This window comes from Burkholderia sp. D-99 (genome assembly GCF_011605345.1).
In the GTDB taxonomy this organism is placed as follows: domain Bacteria; phylum Pseudomonadota; class Gammaproteobacteria; order Burkholderiales; family Burkholderiaceae; genus Burkholderia.
The window spans coordinates 475,585-494,293 of sequence record NZ_JAAOXM010000001.1 but is presented as its reverse complement, the minus strand read 5'-3'; the positions used below and the strand labels follow the sequence as shown (position 1 = coordinate 494,293).

At 66.9% G+C, this 18,709-nt stretch carries 19 protein-coding genes; 10 read left to right on the top strand and 9 right to left on the bottom strand.

Going from position 1 to position 18,709, the window contains the following annotated elements:
• Window positions 1-117: 117 nt before the first annotated feature.
• Entirely contained in the window at window positions 118-417 is a 300-nt protein-coding gene (locus HAV18_RS02140; RefSeq protein ID WP_166952095.1) for a YXWGXW repeat-containing protein, read from the bottom strand.
• Window positions 418-740: 323 nt separating this feature from the next.
• Here HAV18_RS02140 and HAV18_RS02135 point away from each other — a divergent pair, with 323 nt between their 5' ends.
• Window positions 741-2,426: a metallophosphoesterase family protein gene (locus HAV18_RS02135; RefSeq protein WP_166952093.1), complete on the top strand. Its 1,686-nt coding sequence runs from the start codon at window positions 741-743 to the stop codon at window positions 2,424-2,426.
• Between the two features lie 66 nt (window positions 2,427-2,492).
• Here HAV18_RS02135 and HAV18_RS02130 read toward each other — a convergent pair whose 3' ends face one another.
• Complete coding sequence (locus HAV18_RS02130) at window positions 2,493-3,104, bottom strand: C39 family peptidase (RefSeq protein ID WP_166952090.1); 612 nt, start codon at window positions 3,102-3,104, stop codon at window positions 2,493-2,495.
• Window positions 3,101-3,469, bottom strand: a complete 369-nt coding sequence (locus tag HAV18_RS02125; RefSeq protein ID WP_166952088.1) for a TonB family protein — start codon at window positions 3,467-3,469, stop codon at window positions 3,101-3,103. Before HAV18_RS02125 ends, HAV18_RS02130 begins: the two co-directional genes overlap by 4 nt.
• Before the next feature lie 171 nt (window positions 3,470-3,640).
• On the opposite strand from HAV18_RS02125, the gene HAV18_RS02120 reads away from it, so the two are divergent.
• Genes HAV18_RS02120 through yddG form a run of 3 tightly spaced genes read left to right on the top strand, consistent with a single transcriptional unit; the run spans window position 3,641 to window position 5,441 of the window.
• Window positions 3,641-3,928: a hypothetical protein gene (locus tag HAV18_RS02120; protein ID WP_166952086.1), complete on the top strand. Its 288-nt coding sequence runs from the start codon at window positions 3,641-3,643 to the stop codon at window positions 3,926-3,928.
• A complete protein-coding gene (locus tag HAV18_RS02115) occupies window positions 3,925-4,482 on the top strand; it encodes an aldehyde dehydrogenase family protein (RefSeq protein ID WP_347814725.1) in 558 nt (185 codons plus the stop codon). The genes HAV18_RS02120 and HAV18_RS02115 overlap by 4 nt, the downstream gene beginning before the upstream one ends.
• Window positions 4,483-4,496: 14 nt before the next feature.
• Window positions 4,497-5,441, top strand: a complete 945-nt coding sequence (yddG, locus tag HAV18_RS02110) for an aromatic amino acid DMT transporter YddG (protein WP_166952083.1) — start codon at window positions 4,497-4,499, stop codon at window positions 5,439-5,441.
• Window positions 5,442-5,513: 72 nt separating this feature from the next.
• On the opposite strand, the gene HAV18_RS02105 is transcribed toward yddG, so the two are convergent.
• Together HAV18_RS02105 and HAV18_RS02100 are read right to left on the bottom strand one after the other, a co-directional pair.
• The gene (locus HAV18_RS02105) at window positions 5,514-6,146 is read right to left on the bottom strand and encodes a LysE family translocator (protein WP_166952071.1); all 633 of its coding nucleotides are present in this window, start codon (window positions 6,144-6,146) and stop codon (window positions 5,514-5,516) included.
• A 124-nt stretch (window positions 6,147-6,270) separates the two neighbouring features.
• Window positions 6,271-7,167, bottom strand: coding sequence for a LysR family transcriptional regulator (locus HAV18_RS02100; RefSeq protein WP_166952068.1), 897 nt, complete (start codon window positions 7,165-7,167; stop codon window positions 6,271-6,273).
• 316 nt (window positions 7,168-7,483) lie between these two features.
• Between HAV18_RS02100 and HAV18_RS02095 the strand changes: the two genes are divergently transcribed.
• Window positions 7,484-8,332, top strand: coding sequence for a sulfite exporter TauE/SafE family protein (locus HAV18_RS02095; RefSeq protein WP_166952065.1), 849 nt, complete (start codon window positions 7,484-7,486; stop codon window positions 8,330-8,332).
• Between the two features lie 370 nt (window positions 8,333-8,702).
• Here the strand turns inward: HAV18_RS02095 and HAV18_RS02090 are convergent, their stop codons facing one another.
• Window positions 8,703-9,653, bottom strand: a complete 951-nt coding sequence (locus HAV18_RS02090) for a LysR substrate-binding domain-containing protein (RefSeq protein ID WP_166952062.1) — start codon at window positions 9,651-9,653, stop codon at window positions 8,703-8,705.
• Between the two features lie 94 nt (window positions 9,654-9,747).
• Between HAV18_RS02090 and HAV18_RS02085 the strand changes: the two genes are divergently transcribed.
• The 3 genes from HAV18_RS02085 to HAV18_RS02075 all read left to right on the top strand — a co-directional run bounded on the left by HAV18_RS02085 (window position 9,748) and on the right by HAV18_RS02075 (window position 11,978).
• A complete protein-coding gene (locus HAV18_RS02085; RefSeq protein WP_208101755.1) occupies window positions 9,748-11,088 on the top strand; it encodes a D-serine ammonia-lyase in 1,341 nt (446 codons plus the stop codon).
• Between the two features lie 54 nt (window positions 11,089-11,142).
• Window positions 11,143-11,397 carry a hypothetical protein gene (locus tag HAV18_RS02080; protein ID WP_166952059.1) on the top strand — a complete coding sequence of 85 codons (255 nt, stop codon included), beginning with the start codon at window positions 11,143-11,145 and terminating at the stop codon, window positions 11,395-11,397.
• A gap of 281 nt (window positions 11,398-11,678) precedes the next feature.
• Complete coding sequence (locus HAV18_RS02075) at window positions 11,679-11,978, top strand: DUF4148 domain-containing protein (protein ID WP_166952056.1); 300 nt, start codon at window positions 11,679-11,681, stop codon at window positions 11,976-11,978.
• Window positions 11,979-12,077: 99 nt separating this feature from the next.
• On the opposite strand, the gene HAV18_RS02070 is transcribed toward HAV18_RS02075, so the two are convergent.
• The 3 genes from HAV18_RS02070 to HAV18_RS02060 all read right to left on the bottom strand — a co-directional run bounded on the left by HAV18_RS02070 (window position 12,078) and on the right by HAV18_RS02060 (window position 15,880).
• Window positions 12,078-13,868: a GGDEF domain-containing protein gene (locus HAV18_RS02070; protein WP_166952053.1), complete on the bottom strand. Its 1,791-nt coding sequence runs from the start codon at window positions 13,866-13,868 to the stop codon at window positions 12,078-12,080.
• Window positions 13,865-14,995: an extracellular solute-binding protein gene (locus HAV18_RS02065; protein WP_166952036.1), complete on the bottom strand. Its 1,131-nt coding sequence runs from the start codon at window positions 14,993-14,995 to the stop codon at window positions 13,865-13,867. Before HAV18_RS02065 ends, HAV18_RS02070 begins: the two co-directional genes overlap by 4 nt.
• Before the next feature lie 162 nt (window positions 14,996-15,157).
• The gene (locus HAV18_RS02060) at window positions 15,158-15,880 is read right to left on the bottom strand and encodes a FadR/GntR family transcriptional regulator (protein WP_166952031.1); all 723 of its coding nucleotides are present in this window, start codon (window positions 15,878-15,880) and stop codon (window positions 15,158-15,160) included.
• Between the two features lie 266 nt (window positions 15,881-16,146).
• On the opposite strand from HAV18_RS02060, the gene uxuA reads away from it, so the two are divergent.
• Together uxuA and HAV18_RS02050 are read left to right on the top strand one after the other, a co-directional pair.
• Window positions 16,147-17,211, top strand: coding sequence for a mannonate dehydratase (gene uxuA, locus HAV18_RS02055; RefSeq protein ID WP_347814724.1), 1,065 nt, complete (start codon window positions 16,147-16,149; stop codon window positions 17,209-17,211).
• A 71-nt stretch (window positions 17,212-17,282) separates the two neighbouring features.
• Window positions 17,283-18,593 carry an MFS transporter gene (locus HAV18_RS02050; RefSeq protein ID WP_166952025.1) on the top strand — a complete coding sequence of 437 codons (1,311 nt, stop codon included), beginning with the start codon at window positions 17,283-17,285 and terminating at the stop codon, window positions 18,591-18,593.
• The last annotated feature ends 116 nt before the right edge of the window (window positions 18,594-18,709 follow it).

Genomic DNA, 18,709 nt, shown 5'->3' with positions numbered 1-18,709 from the left:
AGCACGATGGCTGCGGCCGCCAGTATCACCACGGTTCGAAAGGGCATGGCTGCGACTCATGACGTTGCGGGAAGGCGCCGCCGCGTCGGCACCGCGTGCCGTGCGGCGGCATGTGCATCAGGCCCAGTGACCCGGAACCCAGCGCCACGCCGGGCCGCGCGCGGCCCAATGGCCCGGCACCCAGTGATAACCGACGCGAACCACTTGCCAGTGGCCCGGAATCCAGACATAGCGGCCCTGGCGCCAGTGCCAGTGGCCCTGGTCCCACACGTAGCCCGCGCGCGGCGCCGGCATCACTTCGACGCGAGCCGGCGGCGGCGCGTAAGGCGCGACGATGACGGCCTGCGCGAAGGCGGCGGACGCAGCCAGCGCAGCCACGCACGCCGTGGCAATCCGCAACGGGATGGAAAGCTTCATGAAAGACTCCGAAGTAGCGCGTATCGACCGGAAGCGGCCGTTCATGCGTTAAACGGCTCGGGCGAACAGAATCCGTCGCGATATCGGCAAAATATTTTCGGCCGAACCGGATTCGCGTCGGCGCGGGCCGGATGCCCCGATCCGCAAGCTCGGGCATGTGCCGACGCGCTCGCGGGGTTGCCGTGCTGTCACAACCCGGCAAAACTGCCCTCCGACAATGTCCGGCACCGGGATCCCGCTCGTTTCCGGCCCACGCCCCGGCCACGCTCGCGCACGGCCGGGCGGTTCCGCATCTCGCGTCTCCACCAACGAAAACACCGACCATGTCGAACCAGGACAACTCCCCGATCCAGCCGAACGAGCCGGCCGCGTCCGTCTCGCGCCGCGGCTTCCTGAAACTCGCCGGCGTATCCGGCCTCGCCACCGCCGCCGGTGGCCTCGCGGCAGCCCGGGCCGCCGCGTCGAACCCGGACGGCACACCCGAGCAGGTCCACCTGACGTGGGGCAACGACCCGACGTCGGAAGTCGTGATCTCGTGGGCGTCGCTCGCGTCGGCCGTCAATCCGCGCGCGCGCATCGTCGCCGACGGCGAGCCGGCGCGCACCGTGCACGGCGTCCAGCGCCTGTACACCGACGGCCTGAACGGCGAGACGGTGTTCGCGTACCACGCGCGCGTGCACGGGCTGAAGCCGAATACGCGTTACCGCTACGAGATCACGGCCGACAACGACAGCAATGCCGCGCAGCCGTTCTCCGCGAATTTCTCGACCGCCCCGCGCGGCCGCGCGCCGTTCCGCTTCACAAGTTACGGCGATCTCGCGACGCCGAACGGCGCCTGGGTGCTGTCGTCACCGCAGAGTCGCTTCGCGGTGCAGGCCGTCGAGCAGTTCCAGCCGCTGTTCCACCTGCTGAACGGCGACCTCTGCTACGCGAACCTGAACCCCGCGCACCAGCCCGAGGTGTGGCGCGATTTCGGCAACAACAACCAGACGTCGGCCGCCAATCGTCCGTGGATGCCGTGCCCCGGCAATCACGAGATCGAGTTCAACAATGGCCCGCAGGGGCTCGACTCGTATCTCGCGCGCTATACGCTGCCGGAGAACGGCACGCGCTTCCAGGGCCGCTGGTACAGCTTCCGCGTGAGCTCGGTGCTGTTCGTATCGCTCGACGCCGACGACGTCGTGTACCAGGACGCCGCCGCATTCGTCGGCGGCCCCGCGCCGCTCGTGCCGGCCGCGAGCACGGGCCGCCCGCCGATCGAGCCCGGCACGTCGTTCTACGTGCGCGGCTACAGCAACGGCGAGCAGACGCGCTGGCTCGAACACACGCTGCGTCATGCCGCGCATGACGACGATATCGACTGGATCGTCGTGCAGATGCACCAGGACGCGCTCAGTTCGTCGAAGACGGGCAACGGTTCCGACAAGGGCATCCGCGAGGCGTGGTTGCCGCTGTTCGACCGTTACGGCGTCGACCTCGTGCTGTGCGGCCACGATCACGACTACGAGCGCAGCTACCCGGTGCGCGGCTGCAATCACCGCGCGGGCGTCGATGCGACGACCGGTGAAGTAGTCGAGACACTGCAGCCGCGCCCGGTCGGATCGAACGACCCGGACCGCATGAAGTTCGACACGAGCCACGGCACGATCCACCTGATCCTGGGCGGCGGCGGCACCAGCGCGCCGCTCGACGTGTACGGCGAGAACCCGGCGACCGGCTTTGCGCAGGCGAAGGTGTTCACGAAGCCGAACCGGCCCGTGCCGGGCACGGCGCCGAACACGTTCGTGCGCCAGCCGGCCGATGCGCTGGAAGATGCAATCTGGTCCGCGCGCCGCGATACGGGCACCGGCTACGGGATCGCCGTGTTCGACCACGACCCGGGCAAGCCGGGTGGGCACACGACGATCACGATGCGCTACTACCACGCGCCGGGCGCCGACCAGCACCCGAGCGCCGACTACGAGCTGTTCGAGACGATCGAGCTGAGCAAGAAGCGCAACGAACGGTGATCGCTCAGGCGCCCGTTGCGACGGGCGCCTGATGCCGCATTCGCACGACTCGTTGCATACGCAACGTTATGGGGAAATCAGGATGCCGCGGTTCGCGAAATAGCGGTCGAACGTCGCGCGCGGCATCGCCACGTTCTGCTGCGTGCGTACGTCGAACCCGGACGGGTTGTGGAACACCCAGTCACCGGTGTCGCGGTTCGCGCCGAACACGAGCACCAGATGCCCGCCGCGCGACGGCGGCTCGAATCCGTCGTGCCGGATGCCGGGATGAACCGACGCCATCAGCATGTGCCCGTCATGCAGCTTCGTGTCGATCGCGGCCGAATCAATCCCTTCCACGACGTCGCCGTCGATCCCGTACCGCTCACGCACCCAGTGCACGAAAGGCCGGTAATGCAGACGCTTGCCGGTGTCGCCGAGTTCAGGCCGGTAGACGCCGAACCCGACGGCTTCGCGTACCAGGTCGAGCAACGGTACGATCCTGTTCGAGCGGTACGCGAGCAACATCTTCAGGCACGCGATACCGCAGATGTTCGGGCTCCACTGCGCATATTCTTCCGGCGTGCTCGCACCGGAGCGATGCCACAACGGATCGTCTTCCGAGCGCAGTTCGCGGGACACGAACTGCGGAACCAGATGCGTCGATTCCCATTGCGAGAAATACGGCACTGCTTTCATGCTTCCCTCTCTGAAGGCGCGATACGGGCGGCTGGCTGCAACGAGAACCTGACCCACTGCTTGATGCGAATCGGCTGCGCGCCTTCGTGCCGGGCGCACTGGATGGCCATGAACGCCTCGGTGACCGCGGCGTCGAGTTCCGCGTGCCCGCTGCTCGTCAGCACCGTCACATCCGACAGCGCGCCATCCGGCGCCACGACGCCGCCAACCGTCACATCGCCGGCATGCCCCGCGCGGCGGGATTCGGTGGGATATGACAGGTTGTGCAAGTCGAGCCGCGTGCAGCGTGCGACCTCGAGTGCATTGACGTAGGGCACGTCGGCGCGCGCGACGCCGGCAAGTACCGTGAAGGCTGCGGCTGACAATACGAGCATTGAGCGATTCAACACGGATCCTCTGGTTGGTGTGATGGGATTCGATGCATGCGACGACGGCTGCGTGACTATACCGCGACGGCGCACGGGCGCCCGTTGTGCACCCATTGCAGGGCCTGGCGCCACGATACGCGCTAGACTGCGCGCCTCGCACTCCGGCCCATGAAGATGAGTTTCGAATACCGCATCCACACGATCCCGTCGGCCGACGCATTCGATGCAATCGCGAACGCGTTGCGGCAAGCGCACGGCGCCATCGACATCGATCTCGACCGACGGCAGCTTGAAGTCCGTGGAGACGCAAGCGGATGGCCGCTGATCTCCTTGTCGACCGACGAAGACGGTTTCTTCCTTGTCACGACGCTCGGGCCGACGCGGGACGCAATGCTCGACTCGATCGGTCGCGCATTGTCGGGAATCGGCGCAGCATGGCGCATCGACGACGCGTGACCGGCCGCCCCTTTCGTCGGCTCGACGGGCCAGTTATACATGCAGGTACGCACATTCCCGAGCATCAGCGTGTCATGCGGCTGGAACGACCAGGCCGTGGAGTTCTCCGCGCGAGCCGGAACAGCCGGCTGCTCCGCAAGCGGATCTTTGGCCCGGTACTGTCGGTGACGACGTTCATCGACATCGGCGATGCGATCGCGCTCGCGAACGACTCGGTCTACACTGGCGCCCTGAACCGTGCGATCCGGCTGTCGCGCGACAGCCGCGCGGGCGTCGTGACCGTCAACGGCTTCGACGAAGGCGACGTGCCGACGCCGTTCGACGGCTACCAGGACCCCGGGTTCGGCGGCCGTGACAAGTCGGTCCGCGCGCACGACCCGTACCCCGGGATCAAGATCATCCGGATCGACGTACCCGCGGATCCCGCGCAAGCGGGCTGCATGGCATTGCCGCTTTCCGCCGCCCAGCGTGACGGCTGCAACCGGATCATTCCGTTTGCCGTCGCGGCCCGCGCAGGCGCAACCGAATCACCCGAAATCGAATTTGAATGTTGAAACAGGCAGGAAGCATGAAGCGCAAGAATAAGGCAACGCTCGCCGGGCTCGGCGCGGTGTTGTTGTGGGCCTCCGTGGTCGCCCTCGTTCGTGGAGTCAGCGAAAGCCTCGGCGCGACCGGTGGCGCCGCGATGATCTATACCGTGGCATCCGTGCTTCTGCTGTTTACGATCGGCTTCCCCGATCTCAGCAAATTCCCGAAAAACTATCTGATCTGGGGCGGGCTGCTGTTCGTCTCGTACGAGCTGTGCATGTCGCTGTCGATCGGCTACGCAAGCAACGGCCAGCAGGCGATCGAAGTCGCGATGGTCAACTATCTGTGGCCAAGCTTCACGCTGGTCGCGGCGATCGTGTTCAACAAGCAGCGCGCCAACCTGCTGGTCGTGCCGGGCGTCCTGCTGTCGATGCTCGGGATCTGCCGGGTGCTTGGCGGCGACCAGGGGCTCGATCCGGCCGGCATGCTGCACAACGTCGCGGACAATCCGCTGAGCTACGGCCTCGCGTTCGTCGGCGCGCTGATCTGGGCCGGCTATTGCATGGTGACGGCGCGCATTGCCGACGGCAAGAACGGCGTCACGCCGTTCTTCATGCTGGTTGCGCTGGCGCTCTGGATCAAGTTCGCGATCGAAGGCGGCGGCGGCATGACGTTCAGCCTGCATGCGGTCATCTACATCGTGCTGGCGGCATCGGCGCTGGGATTCGGCTATGCGGCCTGGAACACCGGCATCATGCACGGCAACGTGACGGTCATCGTCGGCGCGTCGTACTTCACCCCGGTACTCGCCGCCATGCTCGCCGCGACGCTGCTGCATGCGCCGCTGTCGATCGAATTCTGGCAAGGCGCATCGATGGTATGCGGCGGGTCGATCCTGTGCTGGCTCGCAACGCGCGGCCGGCGCAGCAAAAAAGCCGCACCCGTGCGGGTCGGCAACGAAGCGCAGGGCAACTGCCAAGGCTGACGATGCCCGGTGCTTTCGTCACGATGCAGTTCGAAAGCACCCGGTGGTCCTGCAAACCGTCAGCCACTTGCGCTAGCTGCGCGACTCCAGTGCGATACGCACGGCCAGTCCAGCCAGCACCGTGCCCATCAACCAGCGCTGAGCCGACGCCCAGACCGGCCGCCCCGCCAGAAAGCCCGCGATGGCGCCGGCCATGCAGGCAATCAGCGCGTTCACGCTGACGCTCACCGCGATCTGCACGCAGCCGAGCGCCAGCGATTGCGCGAGCACGCTGCCGTGCCCCGGCGAAATGAACTGCGGCAGAAGCGACAGATACATCACCGCGATCTTCGGATTCGCGAGGTTCGTGACGAAGCCCATCGTGAAGAGCCTGGCGCGACTGTCGTGCGGCAACTGCCTGACCTGGAACGCCGAACGACCGCCCGGCTTCAGTGCCTGCCACGCCAGGTACGCCAGATAAAGCGCACCGGCAAAGCGCAGCACGTCGTACGCATACGGCACGGCCAGCACGAGCGCGGTGATGCCCAGCGCCGCGCACACCATGTAGAAAACGAACCCGAGCGCGACGCCGCCGAGCGACACCAGTCCGGCACGGCGGCCCTGGCAGATCGAGCGCGAAACCAAGTAGATCATGTTCGGCCCGGGCGTCAGCACCATGCCGAGCGATACGAGTCCGAAAGCAAGCAAGGTGGGCAAGGCCGGCACGGCAATCTCCTGCGGGACGAAGTGGTCAGGGGGCGAGTTCGAACAATGTATTGCATCTCGACCGCTATCTACATGAATAAACTGCAAGCCGCCCATGAGCGCTTTTCATCGCACCTGCCGTTCGTTACCGGCTCTTTCGCGCGCGCGCGTGGATCGCCTTCGCCGCCTTCGCGCGCTGCGCGTCGACGAGCCGCACGAACGCGTCGGTGATCGCATTGCCGGACGTGCTCCACGACAGCCGCACGGAACGATGCAGCCGTGGCGACAGTTCCAGCACGCGGCCACCGAACGGCGTGTACGTGAGCGTGATGCGCGGAACGATCGACACGCCCATGCCCGCCTCCGCCATCGACAGGATGGTGCGCATCTCGACCACGTTGAACGCGGCGCGCAGCGGCGTGCCGCTGCGCGCGAAGTAATCCGCGATCACCGGCCCGCATCCTGCCTTCGAGAAAATGAACGGGGCCACGGACAACTGCTTCGCCGACACGCTCTTGCGGCCGGCGAACATGTCGTGCGCCGCCACCGCGACGAAATCCTCGTCGAGCAGCGGCAGATTGTGCGCGAACGTTTTCGTGCCGGCCACCACGCCGACGTCGGCCGTCCCGTCTTCGATCCACCCTTCGACTTCGCTGTCCGTGCCTTCGAGCAGCACCGCCGACACGCCCTGGTGCATCTCCTTCAACGCCTCGAGTGCGGGCACGACGAACGCCAGCGACACGCTTGGCAGCGACGCGACCACCAGCTTCCCTTCGAGCTTGCCGCGCGACACGCTGAACTGCTGGCGCAGCAGCTGCGCTTCGCGCACCACGTTCTGGATGTATGGCCACAGGCGTTCGCCGGCCGCCGTCAGGACGACCGGCTGCCGGTCGCGCCAGAGCAGCTTGACTTCCGTGAGATCTTCCAGCTCGGTCAATGCATGACTGATCGCGGATTGACTGCGGCTCAGCCGGTCGGCTGCGGCTGTGAGCGAGCCGAGTTCGACCACGGCCGCCAGGGCCTGCAACTGGGCAAGCGTCATCGGGTCTCCTTGTTCAGAGAGATGTATATCGCGCATGAGGCGACGGGCTGTCATGAATTATATTGAACCGCAGGCGTGATCGCGCCGACGTCACCTGTGGCGCGCCGCAGCCAGCGCCGAATGTCCTCCGCAACGCGCAGGTAAGATGCACCCTCGAACCGCATTTCGACTGCCTGCAGCGCCGGCCGCACAACGGCGCCGCCATGCGATCGACGCCCGGTTCAAGCCGATCCAGAACACAGCGTGCACCACGCACGCGCCGCAACGGGCTCCGTCGACAGCGCTCGCTGCCGGATATGCCGCGACATGCCATTCCATGATGCATTTCAATCTGACTGAAGGTGTGCTGGTCTCCAGCCTGCAAGGACTCAGCGCGTTCGATCTGGCCGGCATCGCGGTTGCGCTGCTGCTGGGCGGCATGGCCAAGGGGATCACGGGCATCGGTGTGCCGCTGATCGCGATGCCGATACTCAGCCAGTTCCTGCCGATCCGGCATGCGGTGCTGCTGCTGTCGATGCCGATCATCCTCGGCAACATTCCGCAGGCGCTGGAAGGCGGCCAGGTGCTGGCGACGGCACGCAAGATCGCCGCGCCGATCGCGGGCACCGTGATCGGCAATATCGTCGGTGTCGCGATCCTGCTCTCGCTCAATCCGGGCCATGCGCAGGCGGCGTCCGGCGCACTGCTGATCGTCGCCGCGACGCTGATGCTCGCCGCGCCGAAGCTCAACCTGCCTCCCACGTGGCAGAAGCCCGTCGGCTTCGCACTCGGCTTCGGTGCGGCGCTGATGGAGAGCATCGCGTCGGTTCCCGGCCCGCTGCTCGCCACCTACCTGATTTCGTCCGGCGCGACCGGGCGCGTCTTCACGAAGCAGATCGCGATCATCCTCGTGGTGTCGATCGTCACGCTGATCACGACGTTCAGCGGCACCGCGCACGCGAGCGGCGCCGACCTCGCGATCTCGGCGGCGGCCAGCCTGCCGGCCATTGCCGGCATGTGGCTCGTTCGCCCGCTGCGGGACAAACTGTCGCCCCGGAGCTTCAGGATGGTCGTGCTGCTGTTCGTGCTCGTCGCGGCATCGCAGATGATCTGGAAATCGGGCGTGTTCCGCCACGGCGGATCGCACGTTACGCAGATGGACAACGCGCACGCGGGCAAGAACTGACAGTCGGCGGACCGCCATCGCTCGCGCATGCGTTCTGAAAGCTGCCAAGCGTAGTATTCGCGGACCCGGCGTATCGTCCGCGCCTCGCGGTGCGGACGATACGTCACCGACTGTGCTGCTCGCACGCTGATGTCCACATCAGCGCTGCCACGCTTTCAGAGACATGAAATGGAAACCTACGTGTTGCTCGGCTGCGGATTCGGCCTTGGCCTGTTGATCGCCATCTGGGGCATCTGGCAGCTCAAGTAACGCTCGCCAGCCCCGTCCGCACGCAAGCAATCCGTATGGAGACGGACGGGAAATTGTAGTTTGCAGCGGCATTCGTCGCCCGACTATTTCGCACTCCGATGCAGCCGTCCGGCAGCATCGGCTACGCGTGCCGGCTTCCGTTCGACAGCATTCGTGACCGAGTTGCATCGAAGCGCGCGCACTCGGCCTTGAGCCAGTCCGAAAAAACCGCGGTGCGCGGATCGTCGGGATTGCGCGACAACAGCATGTAGCGCGCCGGCGCGCGTACGTGCCGGCCAAAGACATCCACGAGCCGTCCGCTCGCGATCTCGTCGTGCACCAGCGCGGCGCGCCCCATCGCGACACCTTGATGGTTCAGCGCGGCCGTGATTGCCAGGCTGGAGAAATTGAACTGCGGGCCGTCAAGATGCGCCGCCCACGCGGGACGGACCGCCTCCAGCCACGTGCGCCACTCCACGAACTCGGGTGCGCCGCCCCACGGCGCAGCGTCGTGCAGCAGCACGACGCCGTCGAGCGATTCCCCGCTGGCAAAGGACGGATGCTGCGCCAGATAGGCAGGCGTGGCGACCGGAAACAGGATTTCGTCGAGAATGGCCTCGGCATGCAGCCGCTCGTATTGCACCGGGTCGTAGCGCACGGCCACATCGATGTCGTCGGTCTCCATCGCCTGACGATCCAGCACCTGAAACTCGGCCTTCACGCGAACCGGCACGTTCGGTTGCTGCCGGTGAAATTCGGACAGGCGCGGCATCAGCCATTGCAGCGCGAGCGACGGCAGACAACTCACCTGCAGCGGCGCGTCCGGCATGCCGAGTGCCTGAAGCGTGCGATTGATGTCGCCGAACGCGCCCGACATCGTCCCGAGCAGGATCCCGCCCTTCTCGGTCAACTTCAGCCCGCGCGCCTGACGCACGAACAGCGGATAACCCAGCCGGTCCTCCAGGTTCCGGATCTGCTGGCTCACGGCGCTTTGCGTCAGGTTGAACGCCTGTGCCGTCTTCGTGAAGCTCAGCAACCGGCCGGCCGTTTCAAAGCAGAGCAACGCACCCAGGATCGAACCGTCGAGTCGCATAGATATAAATCAGGCTAATGCATCCATTAGAAATCGGCGCTTTTGCGCAGTCGTCTTGAATCGTAGCATCCCGGTCATGATTCCCATTGATCCGATGCAAGACCGATCCATGACCCTCACGCTCCAGCCCGCCGATCTATTAGCCAAACTGCAATCCCGCCACCCGCTGCTGTGGCTGAACCCCCATGCCGGCAGCCCGCTGCCGCACGACGCGCCGGCGTTCGACGCCATTGCGATGGCCGAAGCGCGGCTGGCGCGCTGCGAACCGCTGATGGCCGAGCTGTTTCCCGAACTCGCGGCGAGCGCGGGAAAAATCGAATCGCCGCTGATGCCGGCAGACAGTCTGCAGCGCAGGTTGTCGCTCCCGGCAGGCGAACACGGCGCCTGGTTCATCAAGCGCGACGACGCATTGCCGGTCGCCGGTTCGATCAAGGCGCGCGGCGGCTTTCATGAAGTGCTCGCGCTCGCGGAGTCGATCGCGATCGAACACGGGCTGCTCGACCCCGCGGGCGACCGGCGGCTCCTCGCGTCGGCCGCCGTGCGCGAACTGTTTGCCGCGCACACCGTGATCGTGGGCAGCACCGGCAATCTCGGCCTGAGCATCGGCGTGATGGCCGCCGCGCTGGGGTTCGAGTCGGTCGTCCACATGTCGACCGACGCGAAACCGTGGAAGAAGGCGCGCCTGAGAAAACGCGGCGTTCGCGTGATCGAACATGACGGCGACTACGCGCAAGCCGTCGCGGCCGGACGCGCGCAGGCACGCAATCAGCCGCTCAGCCACTTCGTCGACGACGAAGGCTCGCTGATGCTGTTCCTGGGTTATGCGGCCAGTGCCCGGCATCTCGCCGTGCAGCTCGCCGGGGCGGGCCGCAGCGTGGACGCGGCGCATCCGCTCTTCGTCCACATCCCGTGCGGCGTCGGCGGCGCACCGGGCGGCATCGCATATGGTCTCAAGGCGCTTTTCGGCGAGCACGTGCATTGCTTTTTCGCCGAACCCGTCGCTTCGCCGTGCATGCTGGTCCAACTGGCCGCCGGCCCCGGGAAGCCCGTGTCCGTCTACGACGCGGGGCTCGACAACCGGACCGAGGCCGATGGCCTGGCGGTCGCGCAGGCATCGCACCTAGTCAGTCCGCTGATGGCGTCCCTGCTGTCGGGTGTCTTCACCGTCAGCGACGCGCAGCTTTACGCCCAGTTGCTCGCGGTCAAGGACGCGACGGGCGTGGAACTCGAGCCGTCGGCCGCCGCTGCCGTCGGCGGTCCCGGCTGGTTGACGCAGTCCCCGGCAGGGCAGGACTACTTGCATCGCCACGCGATCGACCTGAGCCGGTCGACGCACGTCATCTGGGCAACGGGCGGCTCGCTCGTGCCACCGGAAGAACATCGCCGCTTCCAGTCTCATGCTCAAGCCCTCGCGGGTGCCGCACCCAGCGCATGACGCGGTTCAGGCCGGCGACCAGCCCCGTTCGCGAAGACGCGTTAGACTGTCCGGATGGAACAATGCCGTTATTGCCAGAGAATCCGCGATGAATGGGATTGCCACGGTGACGAATGCCGCCGGGCCATCGCCAAGGCGCTGCGCCGGCAGCGCGCGGGCCTGCCCATGGTGGCCGATCGCATCCGCAACGAACTGCCGTCCGGCGCGCCGACCCAGCAGGTGATCGCCGTGCTGTCGCGGCAGCGGCTGCGCGCGCGCCGCGGCAACGAGGAACGCCGGGAACGCAAGGAAATCGACGACGACGTCTGACCTGGCAGCATCGCAGCCTGTCCGCCTCCCTCCGCCCGCGCCTTCGCCGTCGGGCACTCGTCCGTGCGCACCCTCCGCGCCGCGCGCATCCGCCCCGCTCCCTTGCAAATCCGGCAACATCGAATAGGGACGGAAGGCATTTATCTCGAAATTATTACTCCAGCGGCAACGATCTTTCACCAAAACTCACGTTTACCCTAGGTCGGCCGACGCCTACGATGTAATCAACCGCTTACGACATGGTGTCGAACGCGGAAAGCCAACAAACATCGGAGGTCATCATGAAATCGCTCGTTTCCGCAGTCGTTGCCGCTGTCGCCCTGTCCGCCTCGTTCGGCGCATTCGCCCAAAGCACCGTGACCCGCGCCCAAGTGAAGAACGAACTGGTCCAGCTCGAAAGCGCCGGCTACAAGCCGAGCCAGTCGAGCCCGTACTACCCGGCCGACATCCAGGCTGCGCAAGCCCGCGTGCACGGCGCCGACAACAGCGGCTACGGTGCGCAACCGGCCGCGACCGTTCAGGGTGGCGCACCGGTCGCCAAGGTGCAAAACCCGCGCGACTCGGTCTACTTCGGCCACTAAGCCCGCCCCTGCGCGCGCCCGCGCGCAGTTCGCACCGGCAACGAGCCCGTCCCGCGACGGGCTCGTTGCGTTTGCATCGGTCGTATCAGCGGACGCCCGTCACCGGCTTCCGCCCGACGCGACACGACCGGCCGCCTCGTCCGTCCCGCTGCCGGTGCCACTCCCGCCGCCGACCAGTTCCTGATAGCGCACGTACGCGCTCTGCGCGGACGCCTTCGCCGCGTACATCGCCGCGTCGGCCTTGACGAGCAGTTCCTCGGCCGATGCGCCGTCGGCCGGAAACTCGCTGACGCCGATGCTCGCACCGACGGCCACGCGCCGGTCGCCAAATTCCAGTTCCTCGGCCATCACCAGCTGGATGCGCGACGCGACGTCGCCGATCACCGCCGGCGAGCGCACGTCCGCAATCAGCACGATGAATTCGTCGCCGCCGAGCCGCGCGACCATGTCGCCGCCGCGCAGCACGAGGCTCAACCGCTTGGCGACCGCGACGAGCGCACGATCGCCGGCCGAGTGCCCGTGCTGGTCGTTGATCTGCTTGAAGCGGTCGAGATCGACGAACATCACGGCCAGCCCTTCGTGCATCGCGGCCGCCCGCCGGATCGCGGCATCGAGATGCTCCATGAACAGCAGGCGGTTCGGCAGCGCGGTCAACGCATCGTGGCCGGCGAGGTGCGTGAGCTCCAGCTGCTTTGCGCGCAGCATCGCGACCTGCGTGCGAATCTCGACGCGCATGCTGTCGAAACAGCGCGCGAGCACGCCGATCTCGTCGGCGCGCCCGACCGGCAGCTGCTCGGCGGCCGGATCGTCGAACACGTGCGTCGCGGCGCGCGCGAGCGTCTGCAGCGGCCGCGTGATCGCACGCGCGAACAGGATCGCGAGGATCACCGCCATCAGGCTCGACACGAGCACCATCCGGACGATCCGTTCGCCGAGCATGCCGGCCGGCGCCAGCACGTCCGCCAGCGGGCGCCCCATCCCGAGCACGACGAAGCGGTTGCCCTCGTCGTGCCCGAACGGCGTGCGCGCGAACGCGAACATCTGCCCCGGCGCCCCGGCCGGATCGGCAAGGCCATTGAGGGTAACGTTTGTACGTGCGCTGTCGAACAGCGCGCGCGTGACGGCGAAGCTGTCCTGCATCAGCACGCGCCGGCCGCGATCGAAGCCGAACGTCTGCGCCGGATCGGGGTGCACGAGGAAATCGCCCCACTCGTTCGCGAGAAATACCGCGTAGTCTTCCGGCAGATCGCGCTCGAGCCGGTCGAACACGCGCGACAGCTCGACGTCGACGACGAGCGCGCCGACCGTTCGGCCCGACGTGTCGACGACCGGCGTGCCCACGCGCAGGATCGGCAGCCCTTCGGCCGCGTGCGACCCCGTCTCGTGGTTGATCACGATCGGCGACAGGTAGATATGACCGGGTGCCGTCGCGAGCGTATCGAATACGTAGGAAAACTGTCCTTTTTCCTGGAACGCGCTATCAGGCAGCACGACGATGCCGTGCGCATCGCGATCGACGCGAATGCGCTCGAGCCCGAAATCCCCGCGCGCGATCAGGCGGATCTGCAGGTACTCCGGGTGATTTCTCATGAAGCTGTAGAACACCTGCTCGAGCCGTGCGCGTGGCGCGCCATCCCGGTTGTCGCCGCCCGAAACCAGCGCGCTCGACGGCAACTGCGCGAGCACGAGCGCATCGTCCGCGACGTCGGATAGCGCCGTGGTGAAGCGTTGCCCGAGCAGTTGCGTCGACATCAGCAGGCTGTGCTGCGCTTCCTGCACGAGCATCGCGCGGTTCGCGCGATACGTGTAATAGCCGGTCGCGCCGGACGCGATCACGCCGATGCATGCGAACAGCACCGACAGTTTCGACGTGAGCCCGAGCCGGATCATTTTTCGAACCGCTCCGGACGGTCGCCCGACACGATGCGGCTCCACAGCGATTCGCGCCGCGCGATGTCCTCGACGGGCTGGAGCCAGACGAGATGCTGGTGCCCGGTGTCGAGGCCCGGCGGCGGCGCGAGCGTGTTCGCGAGGCCCTGGCGTTCGGTCAGCAGCGCGCCGATCGCCGGTTCGAGCATGTAGTTGATCCATGCGAACGCAAGCTCGGGATGTTGCGCGCCGCGCGTGACGGCCCAGCAGTCGAGCCACGCGAGCGCGCCTTCGTCCGGGATCACGTAGCCGACGTCCGCGCCGGCGCGCCGCAGCAGCTCCACCTGCTGCGTGCCGTAGTTGCCGAACATCAGTGCCGCGCGATGCTGGACGAACAGCGCGGTCGCCTCTTCAGGAAGCGTGTAGTACGTCAGCAGGTTGCGGCGCAGGTCGATCAGCTTGTGCGCGACGGCAAGCGTCTGCGCGGGCGACAGGCGAAACGGATCGGGATAGCCGAGCGCCAGCGCCGTGAACGAAAAATTGTGCTGCGCGCTGTTGAAGTCGAGCACCTTGCCACGGTAGCGCGGATTCCACAGCTCCCGCATCGAGCGCGGCGCGGCCGGCACCTGCTTGCGGTCGTAGATCAGCCCCATCGACGAATACGTAAACGGGATCGCATAGGCGGCGCCCTCTTCCACGAGCCCGTCGATCGTCGCGAGCTGCTGGAAGTTCGGCAACTGCCGCCGCCGGTTCGGGATGCGCGACAGGTCGATCGGCGCGATCAAGCGTTCGTGCGCGTAGCGCTGGATCTCGGCCGTGTTCGCGGCCAGCACGTCGTACGGCGGTGGCGCCGCGCTGTGCATCCGCGCCCACAGTGCTTCGTCGGAGTCGACGAACGTCACTTCGACGCGTACGTGAAATTGCGCCTCGAATGCGCTGACGACGTCGCCGTCCGCATAGCCGGGCCATGCGAGCACGCGCAGCACGTTGTCGTTGACGGTTTCGGGAGAGGCGGCGAACACCGGAAGCGCAGCGGCAAGCAAGCCCGCCGTCAAAATGATGAGCAGCCGGCGCACGGCGATACGTACGCGCGTACGTGCGCCGATTCCCCTGATCAATCGGTCCCCGCGTGAATCGCCCCGTTGCATTCGACTGTCCTTTTTCGAGTCGATGCGATATCCCGCAACAAGACCATAAAAGCTACCGTCGCGCAATTGGAAGAAGCCGTATACGGCGCACGCGCGGCATCATCGACGCCGCATGCCGGTGCCGTTACGGCGCCCCGCTTCCGCTGACCGGACCGAAGAACCTCAGCGCCACGCCTGCGTGAATTCCGCGATCACGCGCGACAGGTGGGCACGCATCGCATCGCGTGCAGCGGCCGCGTCGCGCGCCATGATCGCCGCGAAGATCCGCTGGTGATCCTCCTGCGATGCCTCGCGCAGCGCGCTCGAGTGGAAATGCTCCTCGATCTTGTCCCACAGCGGATCGCTGCGCGCGCAGTCCCACATCGCCGTGACCATGTGCAGCAGCACCGTGTTGCCGGTCGATTCCGCGATGCGCAGGTGGAACTGGCGATCGGCCGCGTCGTACGCGGCCTTGTCGTCCATCTGCTCGCGCATCGTCGTCAACGAGAAAAACAGCCGGTCGAGATCCGCATCCTTGCGCTCGGTCGCCGCGAGCGCCGCGACCTCCGCCTCGATCAGCCCGCGTGCGCGCAGCGTCTCGATCGGCCCCGGGCCGCGCGGCACCTCGAACGTCACCGGTCGCGCGGCATCAGCCGCCGATATGTAGATGCCCGAACCGATCCGCACCTCGACGATTCCCTGCACCTCGAGCGCGATGATCGCCTCGCGCACCTGCGTGCGGCTCACGCCGAACTGGTCGGCCAGGCTGCGCTCGGACGGCAGCCGCGCGCCGGCCTCGAACGCACCGGCGGCCACCATCGCGTGAATCTGCCGCGCAAGGCCGATATAGGAGCGGTCCGCGGCATCGGTATCGCGGCTGGCTGGCTGGCTGGAAAGATCGGTCATCGAAAGGCTCGCAACAGGCTGGCCGGCGCCGTCGCGGCGCCGGATCGCAAAATGGTACACCAATTCCGGCCAGCGTCCGGTTCGGCGTGTTGGCCGGCGTGCCGGGGTGCCTCCCGATGCGCCATGCCGGCCGGCCGCGCGCCGACAACTGGTAAACCACTATCCCGCACAACTGGCATACCAATCATAATCCGCTCACCGGAAACGGGCCGGCACGCTGCCGCCCGTCCGTCCGATGCATCAACCGCCAGCCAGGAGCCGCTCCAGTGAAGATGTCTTTCCGTTGGTACGGCGAGTCCGATCCGGTCTCGCTGCAATACATCCGCCAGATCCCGGGCGTCACGCATATCGTGTCGGCGATCTACGACGAACCCGTGGGCGAAGTCTGGCCCGCACACAAGATCGACGCGCTGAAGGCGACGATCGAACGCGCCGGCCTGCAGTTCGACGTTGTCGAATCGGTGCCGGTCCACGAGGACATCAAGCTCGGCAGGCCGGGCCGCGACCGCCTGATCGACAACTACCGTCAGACGATTCGCCATCTCGGCGCGGCTGGTGTCCGCGTCATCTGCTACAACTTCATGCCCGTCTTCGACTGGACGCGCACCGAGCTCGCGAAGACGCTCGACGACGGCTCGACCTGCCTCGCATTCAGCACCGACGCAGTCGACCGGATCGATCCGGACAACGGCATCGCGCTGCCGGGCTGGGATTCGAGCTACCGGCCCGAACAGTTGCGGGCGCTGCTCGCCGAGTATCGCGACGTCGACGAGGCCGCTCTGTGGGCGAACCTCGAATATTTCCTGAAGGCGATCATCCCCGTGGCCGAGGAAGCCGGCGTGAAGATGGCGATCCACCCCGACGATCCGCCGCGCCCGATCTTCGGGCTGCCGCGCATCGTGAAGAACCGCGACGATCTCGCGCGGATCGTGCGCATCGTCGACACGCCCGCGAACGGGCTGACGCTGTGCTCGGGCTCGCTCGGCGCAGGCCCGCAGAACGATGTCGAGGCGCTCGTGCGCGAATTCGGCGCGATGGGCCGCATCCACTTCGCGCACATCCGCAACGTGAAGGTCGACGCGAACGGCGATTTCGAGGAAACCGCCCACCTGTCGAGCTGCGGCTCGCTCGACATCGCCGCGATCGTGAAGGCGTACCACGACACCGGCTTCACCGGCTACGTGCGCCCCGACCACGGCCGCATGATCTGGGGCGAGACGGGCAAGCCCGGCTACGGCCTCTACGACCGCGCGCTCGGCGCGGTCTACCTGAACGGCCTGTGGGAAGCGCTCGCGAAGTTCGACCGCACGCCGTCGCACACCACGCGATAACCCGCCCATCGAGGCGGCCGGCGCAGCGGATCGCCGGCCGCCCGTCACGACATTCCGCGAGGAGACACCGCATGCCACGCATCCGATGGGCCATGATCCTGATGTGCTTCCTGGCCAACGTCATCAACTTCATCGACCGCGCGAACCTTGCGATCGCGGCGCCCAGCATCCGCGCCGACCTCGGCCTCGACGCGGTCGGCATGGGGCTCGTGCTGAGCGCGTTCTTCTGGACCTACGCGTTCCTGCAGTTGCCGGCCGGCTGGTTCATCGACAAGGTCGGCGTGCGCGTGAGCCTCGCGCTCGCGGTGGGCTGGTGGTCGGTGTTCACCGTCGCGACGGGCGCCGCGCGCGGCCTCGCGCAGCTCGTCGGCGTGCGACTGATGCTCGGCGTGGGCGAAGCGGCCGCGATCCCGTCGTTCGCGAAGGTCGCGTTCAACTGGTTCCCGCGCAGCGAACGCGGGCTCGCGAGCAGCATCTTCGACAGCGGCTCGCGCGTCGGCTCCGCGCTGTCGCTGCCGCTCGTCGCCTGGCTGATCTCGATCGTCGGCTGGCGCGGATCGTTCGTGATTACGGGCGGCATCGGCATCGTGTGGGCACTGGCGTGGTGGTTCATCTATCGTGACCCGGAACGCTATCGCGCGATCGCGCCCGATGCCGTCGATGCATTGCTCGCGCAGCGCGGCGCTCAGACCGTTGCGGCCGCAACCGACGGCGCGAGGGTGTCGTGGCTCGACCTGTTCCGCTACCGCACCGTGTGGGGGATGATGATCGGCCTGTTCTGCCTGAACTTCGCGATCTACTTCTTCATCACGTGGTTCCCGAGCTACCTGCTGCAAGCGCGCGGCTTCTCGCTCGCGTCGCTCGGCACGTGGGGCATGCTGCCCGCGCTGCTCGCGATTCCGGGCGGCTGGCTCGGCGGCTATGTGTCGGACAGCCTGTTCCGCCGCGGCTGGAGCGCGACCGCCGCACGCAAGACCTGCCTCGTGCTCGGGATGCTGCTGTCTTCGTCGATCGCGCTGTCGGCCTTCGTCGAGAACGTCTGGGCGTGCCTTGCGCTGTTCGCGCTCGCGTATGCCAGCCTGTCGTTCGCGGGCGCCAACGTGTGGACGCTCGTCGGCGAAGTCGCGCCGACGCCGGCGCATGTCGCGTCGCTCGGCGGCATCCAGAACTTCGCGGGCAATCTCGCGGGGATCTTCATCACGACGTTCACGGGCGTGATGCTGTCGATCACGAAAGGCTCGTTCGTCGTGCCGCTCGCGGTGGCCGGCGCGTTGTGCGTGGTCGGCGCGCTGTCGTACCTGTTCATCGTCGGCAAGGTCGAGCCGTTGCCGCCGCTGCGTGGCGGTGCGAACCGGCAGAATGTGGAGCCGAACGCGGCCTGACGCAGCGGGAAAGCGCGGCCGACGCGCCTGCGCTTTCTTTTTCGGGCCGCGCATCGGACAATGAGCCGCGCCCGCCGGCGCGGCGCCAGTCCGGCCCGCGCGTGGCGACGGCGCGC